We start from the raw sequence: 17,851 nt of genomic DNA, 5'->3' as shown, positions 1-17,851 counted from the left end.
ACAATCTTTTGTAAGGAAACCTAATACATTTCAAAATATGAAACTAAAATGTTTTTTTAAAAATATGAAAACGCATTGGGTACTGGTACTTCTGCTATGTACGTCTATCGCTTTTTCTAAAACTATACTGGCAAATAGTAAGTTTGCAAAAAGTATAGTAAATAGTCTAACAGCAGGGACTAAATCCAAAACTCCTAAACCCGCAAAGTCTTCTGTGGCATATGCTACAGATACAGATTTAGATGGTGTTACAGATGATCTTGATCTTGATGACGATAATGATGGAATTCCTGATACCGCAGAAGGATATTGTAATACACAATCAGTATATACCTTGAATTTGGCATCTACGCTTGCCGGAGCTACTTTTGGTGCCAATGGCGGAAGCTTCAATTTAGTATATACACTTACCTCTGGTACCGCAGTCCCATCGGTGGGCAGCAGTTTCACCGTTCCTTTCAGCTATTCTGACCTTAATAATTCTGTTAATGCACAGAATCATACCTGGGAATCATTCGGAACTTCGGGATCAAATTTTAATATTGTTCCAAATGTGACTTCTTTGTATACCGGAGTTCCTGCCAATAATACGCAGGCGGAAAATGTCACTGCAGCATCTCCGGGTACTCCAGATGGTTGGTTCAGATATCTGCTTGGTAACAACAGTATTACCAAGTTAGGAACCTTTACTACTACAATAGGAAATTTACCTACGGTTACAGGTTTATTATCTTCTTACAGCAGTAATACAGCGTTAAACTTATATTCAACCTTTAATGCATCAGGTGCCGGTGGTACTCTTAGTAATGGGTATTATGCAAAAATGCAGCTTCAAAACACCGCAAATACCGCAAGCGGAGCAAGTACGGTGCCATTATCTGCAAGTTATGGCAGTACATACACATGGGATTATACGGCACTCACAACTACTCCCGGTTCCGGAACAGGAAATGCATCAAGAGGCCTTATCACGATAGTGCAGAACACAGTTACTTTCTGTAATCACAGAGATACAGATAGTGATGGTATTCCAGATTATCTGGATCTTGATTCTGACGGTGACGGTTGTCCTGATGCTGTTGAAGGAGGGGGCGGTTTTACCAATGCAAATCTGGTAACTGCTACAGGATCACTTGCGACCCAATCCCCAAACAAAAATCTTGGTAATACAGTAGGAAGTACTGCTACAACAATGGGGATACCTACAATTGCAGGTACAGGACAAAATATTGGTGTTTCACAAAACAGTAATGTAAACGCATGTACTGATAGTGATGGTGATGGCATCACAAATGTTTATGATCTTGATAACGATAACGATGGGATCCTGGATGTCAACGAAAAAACCTGCCCACTGACAGGACAAACCATAAGAATTGGATATATTCCTAATAGCAGAGATTTAGATGGTGACACTGGTTACACTTTTGATGGATCTTTAATGAGTGGTTCCGGAGCATTAAAATTAACTAATCCTGCTAATTTTGGCCCTAATGGTGCTGTGAATGCCAATATAGTATTGGTTAATATGGGAACTGCTCCCATTACTAAAGCGATTATTAACTCACTCAACCTGAATGCCATCTTCCTTGGCGGTATTAATGATGCTGCTGCTACCCCCAATTCATATTTATCAGCGGCTGAATTCGATGCCATTAAAGACTGGTCAGATGATTCTCAAAATAATTATGTAGTATCAACCCAGGCTCAGACACAACCTTGGGGTACCAGTGTGGTGTCACAAGTTTCAAATCCGAATGTACCTACATCATACGGAAGCCAGACTTCTATTTTCAAAGGCCCTTTTGGAAAGGTTACATCATTCACTCAAGGGGGAGGATATCAAGGGTATTTCTCTACCATCAATGCCTTGTTTGGAGCCAATGCACTTGCAGTCAATGGAAGCAATGGACCTGTAATGTATGTCGATGGGACCTATAACGACTTAATGATTGCAGATGTTGATATCCTGACTACAGTTGGTGGTATTACAGCAGGAAGCAGTGTGACATCCAATAATGATGTACTTTTTATGAATATCTGGGCATTTGTAGCTGAGCAATCTGCATGTACTTCTTATAAAGATACAGATGGTGATGGCATTCCTGATTATCTGGATCTGGATTCTGACGGAGACAGTTGTCCTGACGCTGTTGAAGGTGGCGGCGGTTTTACCAATGCCAATCTGGTGACAGCTACGGGATCACTTGCTACCCAAAACCCTAATCAGAATCTCGGAAATAATGTAGGAAGTAATGGTGTTCCTACAATTGCAGGAGCCGGGCAAAATATTGGTGTTTCACAAAACAGTAATGTAAATGCATGTACTGATAGTGATGGTGATGGTATCACAAATGTTTATGATCTTGATAACGATAACGATGGTATCCTGGATCTCAACGAAAAAACTTGTCCACTGACAGGACAAACCATAAGAATTGGATATATTCCTGATTCCAGATCAGGAAATAACGGATATACCTTTAACGGAAGTCAAATGAGTGGTTCCGGAGCATTAAAATTAACTAATCCTGCTAATTTTGGTCCAAGTGGCACAGTAAAAGCAAATATAGTATTGGTCGATATGGGAACTGCTCCTATTACCAAAGCAATTATTAACTCACTCAATCTGAATGCGATCTTCCTTGGCGGTATTGATAATCTTACCACTTCATATTTGTCAGCTGGCGAATTTAAAGCCATTAAAGACTGGTCAGATGATTCCCAAAATAACTATGTAGTATCAACCCAGATTCAGACACAATTCTGGGATACCTCTGTAGTGTCACAAGTTTCAAATCCAAATGTACCTACATCATACGGAAGCCAGACTTCTATTTTCAAAGGGCCTTTTGGAACGGTTGCATCATTCAATCAGGCAGGAGGCTATCAAGGTTATTTCTCCGCCGTAAATTCCTCGTTTGGAACCAATGCGCTTGCAGTCAATGGAAGTAATGGGCCTGTAATGTATGTAGATGGAATTTATAATGACTTAATGATTGCAGATGTTGATATCCTAACTGCACTTGGTGGTGTTACAGCAGGAAGCGGAGTTACATCCAATAATGATAAACTTTTTATGAACATCTGGGCATTTGTAGCTGAGCAATCTGTGTGTACTTCTTATAAAGATACAGATGGTGATGGTATTCCTGATTATCTGGATCTGGATTCTGACGGTGACAGTTGTCCTGATGCTATTGAAGGTGGTGGTGGTTTTACCAGTGCTAATCTGGTGACAGCTACAGGATCACTTGCTACCCAAAATCCTAATCAGAATCTTGGAAATAATGTAGGAAGCAATGGTGTTCCTACAATTGCAGGGGCCGGGCAATCTGTTGGTAATTCTACCAATGCATTAGTTAATCTTTGCTTTTGTTACAAAACCCCTGTATCTCCAGGTGGAGGAAATCCTAATCCAGTAAAATTTGGTATCACTGCGCTGAACCGAGCGGGTTCAGGTTCTTCAGAATGGCCGGAAGTAAGACGTAGTGCATGGGCGGCTCTGGAGTCCAAATCAAAAGGTTTTGTGGTTAATCGTATGGCATTTGTGGATGCAGATAGTAATCCTGCTACTCCTACAACTCCGCCTTTAGCTAGTATTCCTGCGGCAAACTATGTTGAAGGAATGATGGTCTATGATACAGTAGCGAACTGCCTGAAAATCTATAACGGAACAGTGTGGAGTTGCTATTCAACTCAAACTTGTCCTGACTAATTATTAATGTAGAATTTTAAAAATTTTAAAAATGAAAAACATTATAAAAATATTTTGCCTGTTCGTTGTTAATTTGGCTACAGCACAAGTAGCAATAGGAAAGGCATCTATTAGTACCATCCCACCCGCAAATACAACTACAAACCCATCTATTTCCTTAGAGTTTGGTGATTATGGCGGAGCCTTATTGGGTAGAGGAATTATTTTACCTTGGATTACTGCGGATATGGACAAAGCTGCTGCGGTTCCTGGAACTATTATTTTTGATACGGTTGATAAAATTGTTAAGTATAAAAATGGTGCAGGCGCTGGAAACTGGTTTTCGCTTTCAAAAAACGAAACAGTTCCGGTAATTGGAGATACAACCGGAGTAGTGGTCACAACCCTTCAGGACTCTTACACAGATAATCCTAATGCTAAAGTGAGTATAGGAACTCCAGCAACCCCAGCTGTTCCCGGAATATTAGTGTTGGAGGAGAATAATAAAGCAATGATTCTTCCTAAAGTGGCAAGTCCACATCTGAATATTGTAAATCCTGAACCAGGAACTATGGCTTATGATACCGTAAAAAAGCAGCTTGCAATTTTCAATGGCAAAGTTTGGTCATTTTGGAAACCTTAAGTTTCTTTTATTAAACGGTTAAACAAATAACCACTTCTATATGAAGTGGTTATTTATTATAAGACTAAATTATTTGCCATCTATTTATAGCCACTTTGGTGTGAAAAAATGTTTGTAGCAAATCTGCATTGATCCAAATAAAACCTGTTATTTTGTTTTTAAGCTCGTTTCTATGCGTATATCTCATATCATTTGTGAAGCACCATTTTGCTGTACGCAATTTGTATTTAACATTACAATAAACATATATTATTGTACATATAACAATAATTAGTTAATATTACCCTATCTTAACGGTAGGTAATCGCTAATAACGGGTCAATAAAATTTCATTATATGCATCAATTTTATTCAATAAGAAACACATTTGCACTTAAATGTGTTTTTATAGTTCTGATCACATTTACTTTCAAAAATTTAATATCTCAGAACCATACAATAGACTCTTTGCTAGAAGCCTCTCAAAGCGATCTTCAAAGTGGTGAATTAAAAAGAGTTCTTGCTAAGCAAAACATCATATTAAAAGAATCTATAAAGAAAAACTATTCTAAAGGTATCGCGAGGTCATACTTATTTAGTGGCAAATGCTATATGAAGCTTGGGGATTGTGGCAAGGCTTTATTTTTTTTCAATAATGCTTTAAATGAAAAATATGCCCAATTAGACATGGACTTAAAATCTGAAATCATTACCAATATTGGGAATTGTTACCATCAGCAAAGTTTATACAATGATGCATTAGAAAAATATCGGGAAGCAATCAGACTTGGAGAGCTATCTGAAGAAATTAATTATATAAAGGCAAAAAATTATAATAATATCGGAAATTTATACGAAACTGTAAAAACGCCAAAAGACTCTGCTTATTATTACTATTGTAAGGCCTATTACTATTTCAAAAGTGATTACAAGAATACGCAAACACAAAAAAAGAATACTATCGGAGCTACTATTTGTACTAATCTCGGAGAAGTATGGAGTACGAATAGTCGGATAGACTCAAGCAAATATTATTTTAATAAAGCAGCTCTATATAATAATAAAGCAAAAGATATAACATTAGGTGCCGTATTGGAGCAGAAAATTGGAGTTTTATATTATCATTCTCATGACTATAAAACAGCTGAATATCATCTGGAAAAAGCTAAAACAGTATTCGAAGAAAAAGAGGATATTTATAAACTATCCGAGTCCTATACCTTATTAATTAAATTAAATAAAATATTAGGAAATGAGAAAAAACAGACAGAATACAAAGATTTATTATTTACTATAGAAAAGAAAATCAATGCTATACAAGGATCTGCGAGGGCAGCAACATTAGACAATGTTATAAAAGAGAAAAATGAAGTTTTTAGAAAAAAAGAGATCAGATTATACTGGATTATCACCATTATATTATTGATCACTCTGCTTGTCATCATATTTTCTGTTTACTCTCATAAAAGGAAAAAAGATTCCTCATTTTTAACACTTCAGAAAGAAAGAGACATTATTCAGCAGAAAGAAATAGAAACCACCGAATTAAAGCTTAAAATAAATGAATCTTTTGACGAGGTTGTACAGCTCGCCAAAGATAACAGTCCAGAGTTTTTCATAAGATTTCAGGAGGTATATCCACAAGTTTGTTCTGCAATCCTGAAAATTAATCCGCAGCTAATAAGCAGTGAATTAAAATTTTGCGCTTTACTATTTCTTAATTTTTCTACAAAAGACATTGCGGAATATACTTTCACATCACCAAAAACGGTTCAAAACCGGAAAAATGGCATACGGAAAAAGCTTAATATTCCTTCAGACACTGATCTTTATCTCTGGTTCAAAAATCTATAAAAAAAATCCCGTCTCGTAATAAAACGAGACGGGATTTATATTGTAAGAAAAATCTTATGCTTGAACGTTGTTTCCTCCTAATACGAAAGGCTCAACTTCTTTGATTTCTCCGAACTGCTGCTCGTAGTTAGCGATGTTCTGTTGAAGAGCGCTTAATACTCTTTTAGCGTGAAGTGGAGCAAGAATTACTCTTGATCTTACTTTAGCTTGCTGAACACCTGGCATCAACTGAATAAAGTCTACTACAAATTCAGATGGAGAGTGGTTTACCAATGCTAGGTTAGCATAGATACCAGCAGCTACCATTTCGTTTAATTCGATGTTGATGTTTCCGTCTTGTGGATTTTGATTGTTGTCCATTGTTATAAATTATGTTTTTAAAATTCGAAATTTGAGATTGTGAAAATATAAAAATAATTTCAAATCCCAAATTTCAAATCATTAATTTTAGTTAAGGTCTTCGAATTCTTTCTTAGAACCAACAATAACGTTCTGATACTCTTTAAGACCTGTACCTGCAGGGATTCTGTGTCCTACAATTACATTTTCTTTAAGACCGTTAAGATCGTCTATCTTACCAGCAACTGCTGCTTCGTTAAGAACTTTAGTAGTTTCCTGGAACGATGCTGCAGACATGAATGACTTCGTCTGAAGTGCTGCTCTTGTAATACCTTGTAGTACAGGAGTTGCAGTAGCAGGAAGAGCTTCTCTTACTTCTACCAGGCTTAAGTCTTCACGTTTCAACTTAGAGTTTTCGTCTCTTAATTCTCTTGCAGTAATCATCTGACCTGGTTGGAATTCTTTAGAATCACCAGCTTCCACTACTACTTTAAGACCGAATACTCTGTTGTTTTCTTCTAAGAAATCAAACTTGTGCTCAAGAGCTCCTTCCAGGAATTGAGTATCACCTCCATCTACGATAGATACTTTCGTCATCATCTGTCTAACGATAATTTCGAAGTGTTTATCATCGATTTTTACCCCCTGTAGACGGTAAACTTCCTGAATCTCATTTACTAAGTATTCCTGAACGGCAGTTGGGCCTTTAATTCTTAAGATATCTTCCGGTGTGATAGAACCGTCAGAAAGCGGAGAACCTGCTCTTACGAAGTCATTCTCCTGAACAAGAATCTGGTTAGAAAGTTTTACCAAGTAAATTTTTCTTTCTCCAGTTTTAGCCTCAACAATAAGTTCACGGTTACCTCTCTTGATTTTTCCGTAAGAAACTACCCCGTCGATTTCAGTAACAACCGCTGGGTTTGAAGGGTTTCTTGCTTCGAATAATTCGGTAACTCTCGGAAGACCTCCGGTGATATCCCCTGCTTTTGCAGATTTTCTTGGGATTTTGATTAAGACTTTACCAGCCTTAATTTTTTCACCATCGTTTACCATTAAGTGGGCTCCTACCGGTAAGTTGTAAGCTTTTTGCTCAACTCCTTTAGAGTCTACCACCTTCAAGGTAGGTACGGCTTTCTTATTTCTAGATTCAGAGATTACTTTCTCTTCGAATCCTGTTTGTTCGTCAATTTCAAGTTGGAATGAAATACCCTGGATGATATCCTCGTATTCTACCTTACCTGAAGTTTCAGCAATGATAACCGCGTTATACGGATCCCATCTACAGATTGTATCCCCTTTCTTCACTTTATCACCTGGTTTAACAGCTAATATAGATCCATAAGGTACGTTAGCTACCATTAATGGAGTTCTAGACTCATTATCAGCAACTAATCTAAATTCTGTTGAACGGGAAACTACAACCTCAGCTGTATTACCGTTTTCATCTTCAGAAGTAATTGTTCTTACTTCGTCCATTTCAACGATACCATCTCTTCTTGCAACGATAGATGGGTTTTCTGATACGTTTCCTGCAGTACCCCCTTGGTGGAAGGTTCTCAACGTAAGCTGAGTACCTGGCTCCCCAATTGACTGTGCTGCAATTACACCTACCGCTTCACCCATGTGGATCACTTTACCTGTTGCTAAGTTTCTACCGTAACATTTTGCACAGATACCTTTCTTAGTTTCACAAGTTAAGGGTGAACGAACCTCCACTGCTTCTAATCCAGCTTCTTCGATTCTTTTCGCCAATGCTTCAATGATCACCTGATCTGCACTTGCAATAAGCTCGTCAGTTTCAGGATCATAAATATTATGAAGAGATACTCTACCTAAGATTCTTTCAGAGATTTTTTCAACGATCTCATCATTTTTCTTAAGTGCAGTAACTTCTGTACCTCTTAGCGTTCCACAGTCGTCTTCTGTAACGATAACGTCCTGTGCAACGTCTACCAATCTTCTCGTTAAGTAACCAGCATCGGCTGTCTTAAGAGCGGTATCCGCAAGACCCTTACGAGCACCGTGGGTAGAGATAAAGTACTCTAGAATCGAAAGACCTTCCTTAAAGTTGGCAAGGATCGGGTTTTCGATGATCTCCGCTCCGGTAGAACCAGCTTTCTGCGGTTTTGCCATCAAACCTCTCATCCCTGACAACTGACGGATCTGTTCTTTAGAACCCCTCGCTCCAGAGTCAAGCATCATATATACAGAGTTGAAACCACCTTGGTCAGTTTTCATTCTGCTCATGATCATTTCAGTTAATCCAGCGTTCGTGTTTGTCCAAACGTCGATTACCTGGTTATAACGTTCTGTATCGGTAATTAGACCCATGTTATAGTTGGCTCTAATTTCGTCTACAGTTTCAATTGAACTAGCAATCATCTGCTTTTTCTCAACAGGAACTACAATATCTCCTAGTGAGAATGAAAGACCTCCTTTGAATGCGTTTGAATACCCTAAGTCTTTCATTGCATCAAGGAACTTCACAGTTGTAGGGAAATCTGTATCAGCAAGGATCTTACCGATAACGTTTCTCAATGATTTCTTCGTAAGAAGTTCATTGATATATCCTACCTGCTTAGGTACAATCTGGTTGAATAGGATTCTACCTACAGAAGTTTCGATCAATCTTGTAACGATTTCTCCTTCTTCTTTGATAGGTAGTCTACATCTTACTTTAGCATTTAAAGATACTCTACCTTCAGCATAAGCAATTTCTGCTTCTTCAGGAGAATAGAATGCAAGACCTTCTCCTTTTACTTTCATAGTCTCCGTAGAGCTTAATTCTTTAGTCATGAAATAAAGACCAAGAACCATGTCCTGAGATGGTACTGTAATTGGAGAACCGTTTGCAGGGTTCAAGATGTTTTGAGAACCTAACATCAATAACTGAGCTTCAAGGATTGCTTCTGGTCCTAGCGGCAAGTGTACTGCCATCTGGTCACCATCGAAATCGGCATTGAAGGCCGTAGTTACTAATGGGTGTAGCTGGATTGCCTTACCTTCGATCATCTTAGGTTGGAAAGCCTGGATACCTAGTCTGTGAAGCGTAGGTGCTCTGTTCAATAGAACAGGGTGACCTTTCATCACGTTTTCAAGGATATCATAAACTACTGGTTCTTTTCTGTCGATAATTCTCTTTGCAGATTTTACTGTTTTTACAATACCTCTTTCAATTAGTTTTCTAATGATAAACGGTTTGTAAAGTTCAGCTGCCATATCTTTAGGAATACCGCACTCGTGAAGCTGTAAGTTTGGACCTACAACAATTACCGAACGCGCAGAGTAGTCAACCCTTTTTCCTAGTAGGTTCTGACGGAAACGACCTTGCTTACCTTTCAATGAATCAGAAAGTGATTTCAATGGTCTGTTTGATTCAGATTTTACTGCAGAAGATTTTCTTGTGTTATCGAATAATGAATCTACTGATTCCTGAAGCATACGCTTCTCGTTTCTTAAGATTACTTCAGGAGCTTTGATCTCCAATAATCTCTTCAAACGGTTATTTCTGATGATAACTCTTCTATAAAGGTCATTCAAGTCAGAAGTTGCGAAACGTCCTCCATCCAATGGAACCAATGGTCTTAGTTCTGGTGGGATAACAGGAAGTACACGCATGATCATCCACTCTGGTCTGTTGATCATTCTTGTATTAGCACCTCTTAATGCTTCTACAACGTTCAATCTCTTAAGAGCTTCAGTTCTTCTTTGTTTTGAACCTTCGTTGTGAGCTTTATGTCTCAAGTCGAAAGACAATGCATCAAGATCAATTCTTTTTAATAGATCTTCTACAGCTTCAGCACCCATTCTGGCGATGAATTTGTTTGGATCAGAATCGTCAAGATACTGGTTTTCTACAGGAAGAGTTTCCATGATATCAAGGTACTCTTCTTCTGTAAGGAATTCCATATTTTCAAAATCAGAACCGTCTAATTTTTTAGCAATACCCTGCTGAATCACTACATATCTTTCGTAGTAGATGATCATGTCTAATTTCTTAGAAGGAATTCCTAAAAGGTATCCGATTTTGTTTGGTAATGAACGGAAATACCAGATGTGTGCAATTGGAACTACAAGATTGATGTGCCCGATTCTCTCTCTTCTTACTTTTTTCTCAGTAACTTCTACTCCACAACGGTCACAAACGATCCCTTTGTAACGAATTCTCTTGTATTTACCACAAGCACATTCGTAATCCTTTACAGGACCAAAGATTTTCTCACAAAATAGCCCGTCTCTTTCAGGCTTGTGAGTTCTGTAGTTAATAGTTTCCGGCTTTAAAACCTCCCCTCTTGAGTCTTGTAAGATAGACTCCGGTGAAGCTAAACCGATGGTTATTTTATTAAATCTACTTGATTTATTTTTATTTGACATAATTTTATTTTTGATTATAAAGATTAAAGATTGAAAGTTTTACACTTTCGCTCTTATCATCTCGGAGTTGATTAATTCTTTAATTTTTAGTAATTAAATCTTTAATTTACTCCTCCAATCTTACGTCTAATCCAAGACCTTGTAACTCGTGAAGTAATACATTGAATGATTCTGGAATACCTGGTTCAGGCATCGATTCACCTTTTGCAATGGCTTCATAAGTTTTTGCTCTACCAATCACGTCATCCGACTTCACAGTAAGGATCTCTCTAAGGATGTTAGATGCACCGAATGCTTCTAGTGCCCAAACCTCCATCTCTCCGAATCTCTGACCTCCGAACTGAGCTTTACCTCCTAACGGCTGCTGAGTAATCAATGAGTAAGGACCAATAGAACGTGCGTGCATCTTATCATCTACCATGTGTCCTAGTTTCAACATGTAAATGATACCTACAGTCGCAGCCTGTGTAAATCTTTCTCCGGTACCACCATCATAAAGGTGAGTGTGACCGAATTTAGGAAGACCTGCTTTCTCAGTGTACTCCGTAATCTGATCAAGACTTGCTCCATCGAAGATTGGTGTAGCGAACTTCAGTCCTAGTTTTCTACCAGCCCATCCAAGAACGGTTTCGTAGATCTGTCCGATGTTCATACGAGAAGGTACCCCTAGTGGATTCAATACGATATCTACTGGTGTTCCGTCTTCAAGGAATGGCATATCTTCTTCACGAACGATTCTTGAAACGATACCTTTGTTACCGTGACGTCCTGCCATTTTATCCCCTACATTCAGTTTACGTTTCTTAGCGATGTAAACTTTAGCCAACTTCATGATACCTGCCGGAAGTTCATCTCCGATTGAAATTGCAAATTTCTCACGATTTTTAACCCCTTGAATATCATTATATTTGATTTTGTAATTGTGAATCAATTGTTTGATCAATTCATTCTTGTCAGCATCTACTGTCCAGTCTGCACCACTAACGTTTACATAATCTTCAACTGAAGTCAATAATTTGTGAGTGAATTTCACACCTTTACCGATGATTTCTTCGTCAAGGTCATTTTGTACCCCTTGAGAAGTTTTACCGCTTACCAGTGTATTTAATTTTTCAATTAAAGTATTTCTCAACTCATCAAACTTAGCCTTATAAGTGTTTTCAATCTCTTCAAGTCTAAGTTTCTCTTCAGTTCTTTTCTTTTTGTCTTTAATGTTTCTAGAGAACAATTTCTTGTTGATCACAACTCCTCTTAATGAAGAGTCAGCTTTTAGTGAAGCATCCTTCACATCACCAGCTTTATCACCAAAGATTGCTCTAAGAAGTTTTTCTTCAGGAGTCGGGTCAGATTCACCTTTTGGAGTAATTTTACCAATCATGATATCTCCAGGCTTCACTTCAGCACCGATTCTGATCATACCGTTCTCGTCAAGATCTTTAGTAGCTTCTTCAGATACGTTTGGAATATCTGCTGTAAGTTCTTCCATACCTAATTTGGTATCACGAACTTCAAGAGAATACTCATCTACGTGGATTGAAGTAAACCAGTCTTCACGTACAACTTTTTCGTTGATTACGATTGCATCCTCAAAGTTGTACCCTTTCCAAGGCATGAACGCTACTACTAAGTTTCTACCAAGAGCTAATTCTCCTTTTTCAGTAGCATAACCGTCGCAAAGTACTTGTCCTTTCTCCACTACATCACCTACTCTTACGTTTGGTCTTAGTGTGATTGTTGTACTCTGGTTGGTTTTTCTGAACTTAGTAAGTTTGTATGTTTTAGTAGCAGACTCGAATTGTACTAAATCTTCGTCTTCACTTCTTTCATATTTAATAACGATTCTGTCAGCATCTACATACTCTACAGTACCTGTACCTTCAGCGTTAATTAAGATTCTTGAATCTCTTGCAACTTGCTGCTCAAGCCCTGTACCAACGATTGGAGCCTGTGGCTTCAATAGAGGAACGGCCTGACGCATCATGTTGGATCCCATCAATGCACGGTTCGCATCATCATGCTCCAAGAAAGGAATCAATGAAGCGGAAATACCGGAAATCTGGTTAGGTGCAACGTCGATAAGATTTACCTGTGAAGGCTCAACTACTGGGTAGTCACCATCCAATCTTGCAATAATTCTGTCTGTTAAGAAATCACCGTTATCACTTAATTCAACGTTTGCCTGAGCAATTACTTTGTCTTCTTCATCTTCTGCATTTAAGTAGATAGGATCTGCGTTAAGCTCAATCTTACCATCTTCAACTTTTCTATATGGAGTTTCGATGAAACCTAGTCTGTTGATTTTTGCATAGATCCCTAGAGATGAAATCAAACCGATGTTTGGTCCTTCCGGAGTTTCAATCGGACAAATTCTTCCGTAGTGAGTATGGTGAACGTCACGAACCTCGAAACCTGCTCTTTCTCTTGATAAACCACCAGGCCCTAGTGCAGATAATCTTCTCTTGTGAGTGATCTCTGATAGAGGGTTGGTTTGGTCCATGAACTGAGATAGCTGGTTGGTACCAAAGAATGAGTTGATTACAGAAGTTAATGTCTTCGCATTTACAAGGTCAAGTGGAGTAAAGATTTCGTTATCTCTAACGTTCATTCTTTCCTTGATTGTTCTTGCAATTCTTGAAAGACCTACTCCGAACTGTCCTGCTAATTGCTCACCAACAGTTTTAATTCTTCTGTTTGATAAGTGGTCAATATCATCTACATCAGTTTTTGAGTTTACTAACTCAATTAAGTGTCTTACAATCGCAATGATATCTTCTTTTGTAAGAACTTCAGTGGTAGTTGGGATGTTTAGGCTTAACTTTTTGTTTAGTCTGTAACGTCCTACTTCACCTAAAGAGTATCTCTGCTCAGAGAAGAATAATTTTTCAATAATTCCTCTTGCAGTTTCCTCATCTGGTGGATCTGCATTTCTTAACTGACGATAAATATACTCTACCGCTTCTTTTTCAGAGTTAGTAGGGTCTTTTTGTAATGTATTCTGGATGATAGAGAATTCATTGCTGTTTTCTTTGTGAATCAGGATTGATTTCACACCAGCATCCAAGATAAGATCTAAATGTTCTTTTTCAAGAATAGTTTCTCTATCTAAGATGATTTCGTTTCTTTCGATAGAAACTACTTCACCTGTATCTTCGTCTACGAAATCTTCGAACCAAGTGTTCAATACTCTCGCAGCCAATGTTCTCCCTTCTACTTTTTTAAGGGCAGCTTTAGAAACTTTCACTTCCTCAGCAAGGTCGAAGATCTGAAGGATATCCTTATCAGATTCATAACCGATAGCTCTTAATAAAGTTGTTAATGGTAATTTTTTCTTACGGTCGATATACGCGTACATTACGCTGTTGATATCTGTTGTAAATTCCATCCAAGATCCTTTGAAAGGGATAATTCTTGAATAGTAAAGTTTGGTCCCATTCGCGTGGTAAGTCTGTCCGAAGAATACACCAGGTGAACGGTGAAGCTGCGTAACGATAACTCTCTCAGCACCGTTGATGATGAAAGAACCACTTGGCGTCATATAAGGAACCGGACCTAAGTATACGTCCTGAACCACAGTTTGGAAATCTTCGTGTTCCGGGTCAGTACAATACAATTTAAGTCTAGCTTTTAGAGGAACTGAATAAGTAAGTCCTCTTTCCACACACTCATCGATTGAATAACGTGGAGAATCAACCAGATAGTCTAAGAATTCTAATACGAATTGGTTTCTTGAATCCGTAATTGGGAAATTCTCTTGGAAAGTCTTGTAAAGAGCTTCTGTCTTTCTGGCTTCAGGAAGTGTATCAAGCTGGAAAAATTCTCTGAAAGACTCAATTTGGATATCCAAAAAGTCTGGAGTGATGATTTTTCCTTTCGCTGATGAGAAATTAATTCTCGGATTTCCTTGAGTTGTTGATTTTGTTTTACTCATAAAACTTTTAAGAAAGGGTTAAAAAATATTTTGATTCATTAAAAAATATCAGAAAAGAACAATAAACAAAATAAAAGTAAAAGGTAAAAGTGTTTTTGGCGCTCACAAAGGACCTTAGGCTCTTTTAAACTTTGTACTTGATTCTTTCTAACTGCAACGCTGGTATATCTTTTCACAGCGTAATGCAAAATATTTTTATTACTTTTGAGGCTATATTACCGCAATATCTATATACAGGAAATCCCCTTCATTTTCACACAATGAAAGAGTTGATTTTCAGTATTTTATAAATTTACAAACAATTTTTCGCGCCAAAAGAGGGGCAAATATACAAAAAATTATCCACAAAAACAAATAAATCATCTCATTTTGAGACTCTTAAAAATAGGAGAGACTGCCCAAATATGAGCAGCCCCTCCACAACACAAGCTAATCTTATGATTATTTCACAATAACCTTATAAGATTTTATCGTCGATTTGGTTTCTATCTTAATAATATACACCCCTGTTGGAAGTGAAGACGTATCAATACCTGTATGAGCATTGAACTTATCTGTTTTAACTACCTGTCCCTGTGCTGAGAACAATGTATACACTCCCTCTTCTGCTGATGTAATTCTAAGATTTTCTCCAGCCTTTACTGGGTTTGGATATACTTTTACATCATTCGCTGCTTCTGTAATGTCTGTTGCAGCAATTTTCGCAGCATTCGATGCATTTTTCAACAATGAAGCATAAGGTGAAAGCGGTGAATCCGGAGATCCTCTTTTCACAAGATCTGTATCTACTACAGCCTGAATACCGTCTTTATCTTTATCATTAATGGTAGAGATAAATCCACCTCCTAAAGTATCAAGGTTTCCTTTTCCGATTTTATAAAGGTCAAGATCTGTACCATTGGAAGTAATATCCAGGAAGTCTGGTTTATCATCACCGTCTGTATTTTTGATTGGATATTTTAATACACCTGAATCTGGTGAAGTTTCCAAAATGTCTGCAATTCCGTTTTTACCTACCGGAACATTTGCATCGATAATTCCATTATGATCTGCATCAATCTGATTGATTACTGAGGTTGGAATTCCAGATTCAAATAAATCTAAGATACCGTCATTATCAGAATCAAGATCAAGATAATTAGGAACAGAATCTCCCAGTACCGGCGTTATCAGGATATCACCTTCGTTATCATCATCCTGGAACTTACCGTTTTTATCAAAATCTTCTATTGAATCAGGAATACCGTCATTATCAGAATCTGAATCACAAGCATCTACAATACCATCACCATCTGTATCCAGTGTAGGAGATTTGTCATTTACGGCTGTACATCCTTCAGCACAGTCAGGAATTCCGTTTCCGTTATTATCTATACTGTCATCTCCTCCCTGGCACTGATCAAAGCAATTGGGAACACCGTCATTATCATCATCTCTGCTTGCAAAAGCATTATAGATATAATAATTTTGAGGAAAACGAATCGCAGTTCCGCTGTTGAAAGTGATTTTAATACGGTTAAAAGGTTTTGTAGCCTTTCCTCCAACGTAGAATTTATTTGAATTTGTAGTGAAGAAATTTCCACTGATAAGGCTTCCTGAACTTGTGAAAGTATCTGTAAGAACATTCCCATTATATAATGTTACGGTGATATTTTCCAGAACACTTACTCCAAGAAGGTTTCCTGCTTTTTCTACAGTAAACCCAGCCATTGTGTTGGCAGGAAGCACCGCATTAGTACCTACTGTTGCAAATGCTGAGAAAAGACTTAAGATAGATGCTGCCGGAACGGTAGCCGTTGCATAGTTGGATGGATTGTTATCCACAATAGCTTCCGGACTGGTCATTTTAGCTAAAATAAGACCAAGAAACCCAGGACCGGATGTCCATGTAGTCCCTGTAACTAAATTTCCAGGTACTGCAGAACCGCTTGTCTGGATTTTATCATCACATTCACAAGTAATAGGTTCTTCGAAAGCATAATATACTTTCAATGCTCCCAGGTTAAACCCTACTGTTTGGGTAATTTTTAATCTTACTTCATTGAAAGGCTTAGTAGTGGTTAAAGTCACTTTTTGTTTTCCTGAACCATATCCTAATACTTTAATATTAATCAAACCTCCTCCGTCAGACAATTGTTTTGAATCCTGAAGCTGACCGAAAAGATAAGTTTCTATGGTAATATTTTTTAAGAATTCTGCACTTAACAGTTTCCCCTGATCATCCGGCTCTATAACAAAACCTGTTCTATTTCCTGCAGGATAAGTTTGATTTTTGTCAAGAACTCCTACTGAATAAGATCCTAATAATCCTATTGGCAGCACTATTGATCCATAAGAGTTTTTATTTCCGTCACCAATTTTTTCTTTATTCTGAACATAAGAAAGCGGAGCCAGGAAACTGCTGCTTCCGGATACGTTTCCATCTACACCACTTCCCGCAATGATGTCATCACAAATACCATTGTTATCTGTAGGTACTTTTACAGGATCAAATGCGAATGCATAATAGACATTCATTGCACTGAATACAGAAAGAACATTGGTCTGATACAATCTTACTTCATCAAATTCTTTTGAAGTTTTAAAATGCAGGAATATTCTGTTTTTGCTTCCCCCGAATGCAGGTACTGATAAAAGTGTACTGCTGGTAGTTGTTTCCTGAAGCACCCCATTTTTATAAGTACTGATTCTTAAAGAACTCAAAAGATCAACTGTAATAAAGCTTGTTCCAAGATCTACATTGAATCCGGTGATATATCCCGCAGGATAGGTTGTATTTTTATTCTTTACAGATATTCCGTTTCCACTTAAAAGAGAAGCGAAATTGCCCATACTTACGCTGTTATCAAGGCTTGCATCCACTACAGGATTCATGCTTCCGTTGTAACATGCAAGACAAATCCCTGAATTGTTAACAGGTTTCGCCTCTACCCCCATCCCACGGATAGGTTCATAGCCCTGCTGCGCAAATAATACTGCAGACATTATCAATGTCATGAGCATCGCAGCTAACTTTTCGAATAATTTTTTGGTCATT

Annotated in this window: 7 protein-coding genes; 3 read left to right on the top strand and 4 right to left on the bottom strand. The window is 37.8% G+C overall.

The window, feature by feature from the left end; all coding sequences use genetic code 11:
• The first annotated feature begins 64 nt into the window (after positions 1-64).
• From CQ046_RS05520 to CQ046_RS05510, 3 genes are all read left to right on the top strand, one after another.
• Entirely contained in the window at positions 65-3,718 is a 3,654-nt protein-coding gene (locus tag CQ046_RS05520) for a beta strand repeat-containing protein (RefSeq protein ID WP_165790462.1), read from the top strand.
• A gap of 31 nt (positions 3,719-3,749) precedes the next feature.
• The gene (locus tag CQ046_RS05515; RefSeq protein WP_105701290.1) at positions 3,750-4,340 is read left to right on the top strand and encodes a hypothetical protein; all 591 of its coding nucleotides are present in this window, start codon (positions 3,750-3,752) and stop codon (positions 4,338-4,340) included.
• Positions 4,341-5,006: 666 nt separating this feature from the next.
• A complete protein-coding gene (locus CQ046_RS05510) occupies positions 5,007-6,173 on the top strand; it encodes a LuxR C-terminal-related transcriptional regulator (RefSeq protein WP_165790470.1) in 1,167 nt (388 codons plus the stop codon).
• A 54-nt stretch (positions 6,174-6,227) separates the two neighbouring features.
• Here the strand turns inward: CQ046_RS05510 and CQ046_RS05505 are convergent, their stop codons facing one another.
• From CQ046_RS05505 to CQ046_RS05490, 4 genes are all read right to left on the bottom strand, one after another.
• The gene (locus CQ046_RS05505) at positions 6,228-6,533 is read right to left on the bottom strand and encodes a DUF3467 domain-containing protein (protein ID WP_027375539.1); all 306 of its coding nucleotides are present in this window, start codon (positions 6,531-6,533) and stop codon (positions 6,228-6,230) included.
• 87 nt (positions 6,534-6,620) lie between these two features.
• Complete coding sequence (gene rpoC, locus CQ046_RS05500) at positions 6,621-10,886, bottom strand: DNA-directed RNA polymerase subunit beta' (protein ID WP_105701288.1); 4,266 nt, start codon at positions 10,884-10,886, stop codon at positions 6,621-6,623.
• 106 nt (positions 10,887-10,992) lie between these two features.
• Entirely contained in the window at positions 10,993-14,814 is a 3,822-nt protein-coding gene (rpoB, locus tag CQ046_RS05495) for a DNA-directed RNA polymerase subunit beta (RefSeq protein ID WP_105701287.1), read from the bottom strand.
• Positions 14,815-15,255: 441 nt separating this feature from the next.
• Positions 15,256-17,850 (bottom strand): T9SS type A sorting domain-containing protein, encoded by a 2,595-nt coding sequence (locus tag CQ046_RS05490; RefSeq protein ID WP_105701286.1) that lies wholly within the window; start codon positions 17,848-17,850, stop codon positions 15,256-15,258.
• Position 17,851: the final 1 nt, after the last annotated feature.

The organism is Chryseobacterium sp. MYb7 (assembly GCF_002979455.1).
GTDB lineage: Bacteria > Bacteroidota > Bacteroidia > Flavobacteriales > Weeksellaceae > Chryseobacterium.
This window is presented reverse-complemented; position numbering and strand designations above follow the sequence as displayed.

What these genes read in the sequence shown, in the direction of transcription:
- rpoC (WP_105701288.1), bottom strand. Translation starts at nt 10,886, where the DNA reads ATGTCAAATAAAAATAAATCAAGTAGATTTAATAAAATAACCATCGGT.
- CQ046_RS05510 (WP_165790470.1), top strand. Translation starts at nt 5,007, where the DNA reads ATGGACTTAAAATCTGAAATCATTACCAATATTGGGAATTGTTACCAT.
- CQ046_RS05520 (WP_165790462.1), top strand. Translation starts at nt 65, where the DNA reads ATGAAAACGCATTGGGTACTGGTACTTCTGCTATGTACGTCTATCGCT.
- rpoB (WP_105701287.1), bottom strand. Translation starts at nt 14,814, where the DNA reads ATGAGTAAAACAAAATCAACAACTCAAGGAAATCCGAGAATTAATTTC.
- CQ046_RS05490 (WP_105701286.1), bottom strand. Translation starts at nt 17,850, where the DNA reads ATGACCAAAAAATTATTCGAAAAGTTAGCTGCGATGCTCATGACATTG.
- CQ046_RS05515 (WP_105701290.1), top strand. Translation starts at nt 3,750, where the DNA reads ATGAAAAACATTATAAAAATATTTTGCCTGTTCGTTGTTAATTTGGCT.
- CQ046_RS05505 (WP_027375539.1), bottom strand. Translation starts at nt 6,533, where the DNA reads ATGGACAACAATCAAAATCCACAAGACGGAAACATCAACATCGAATTA.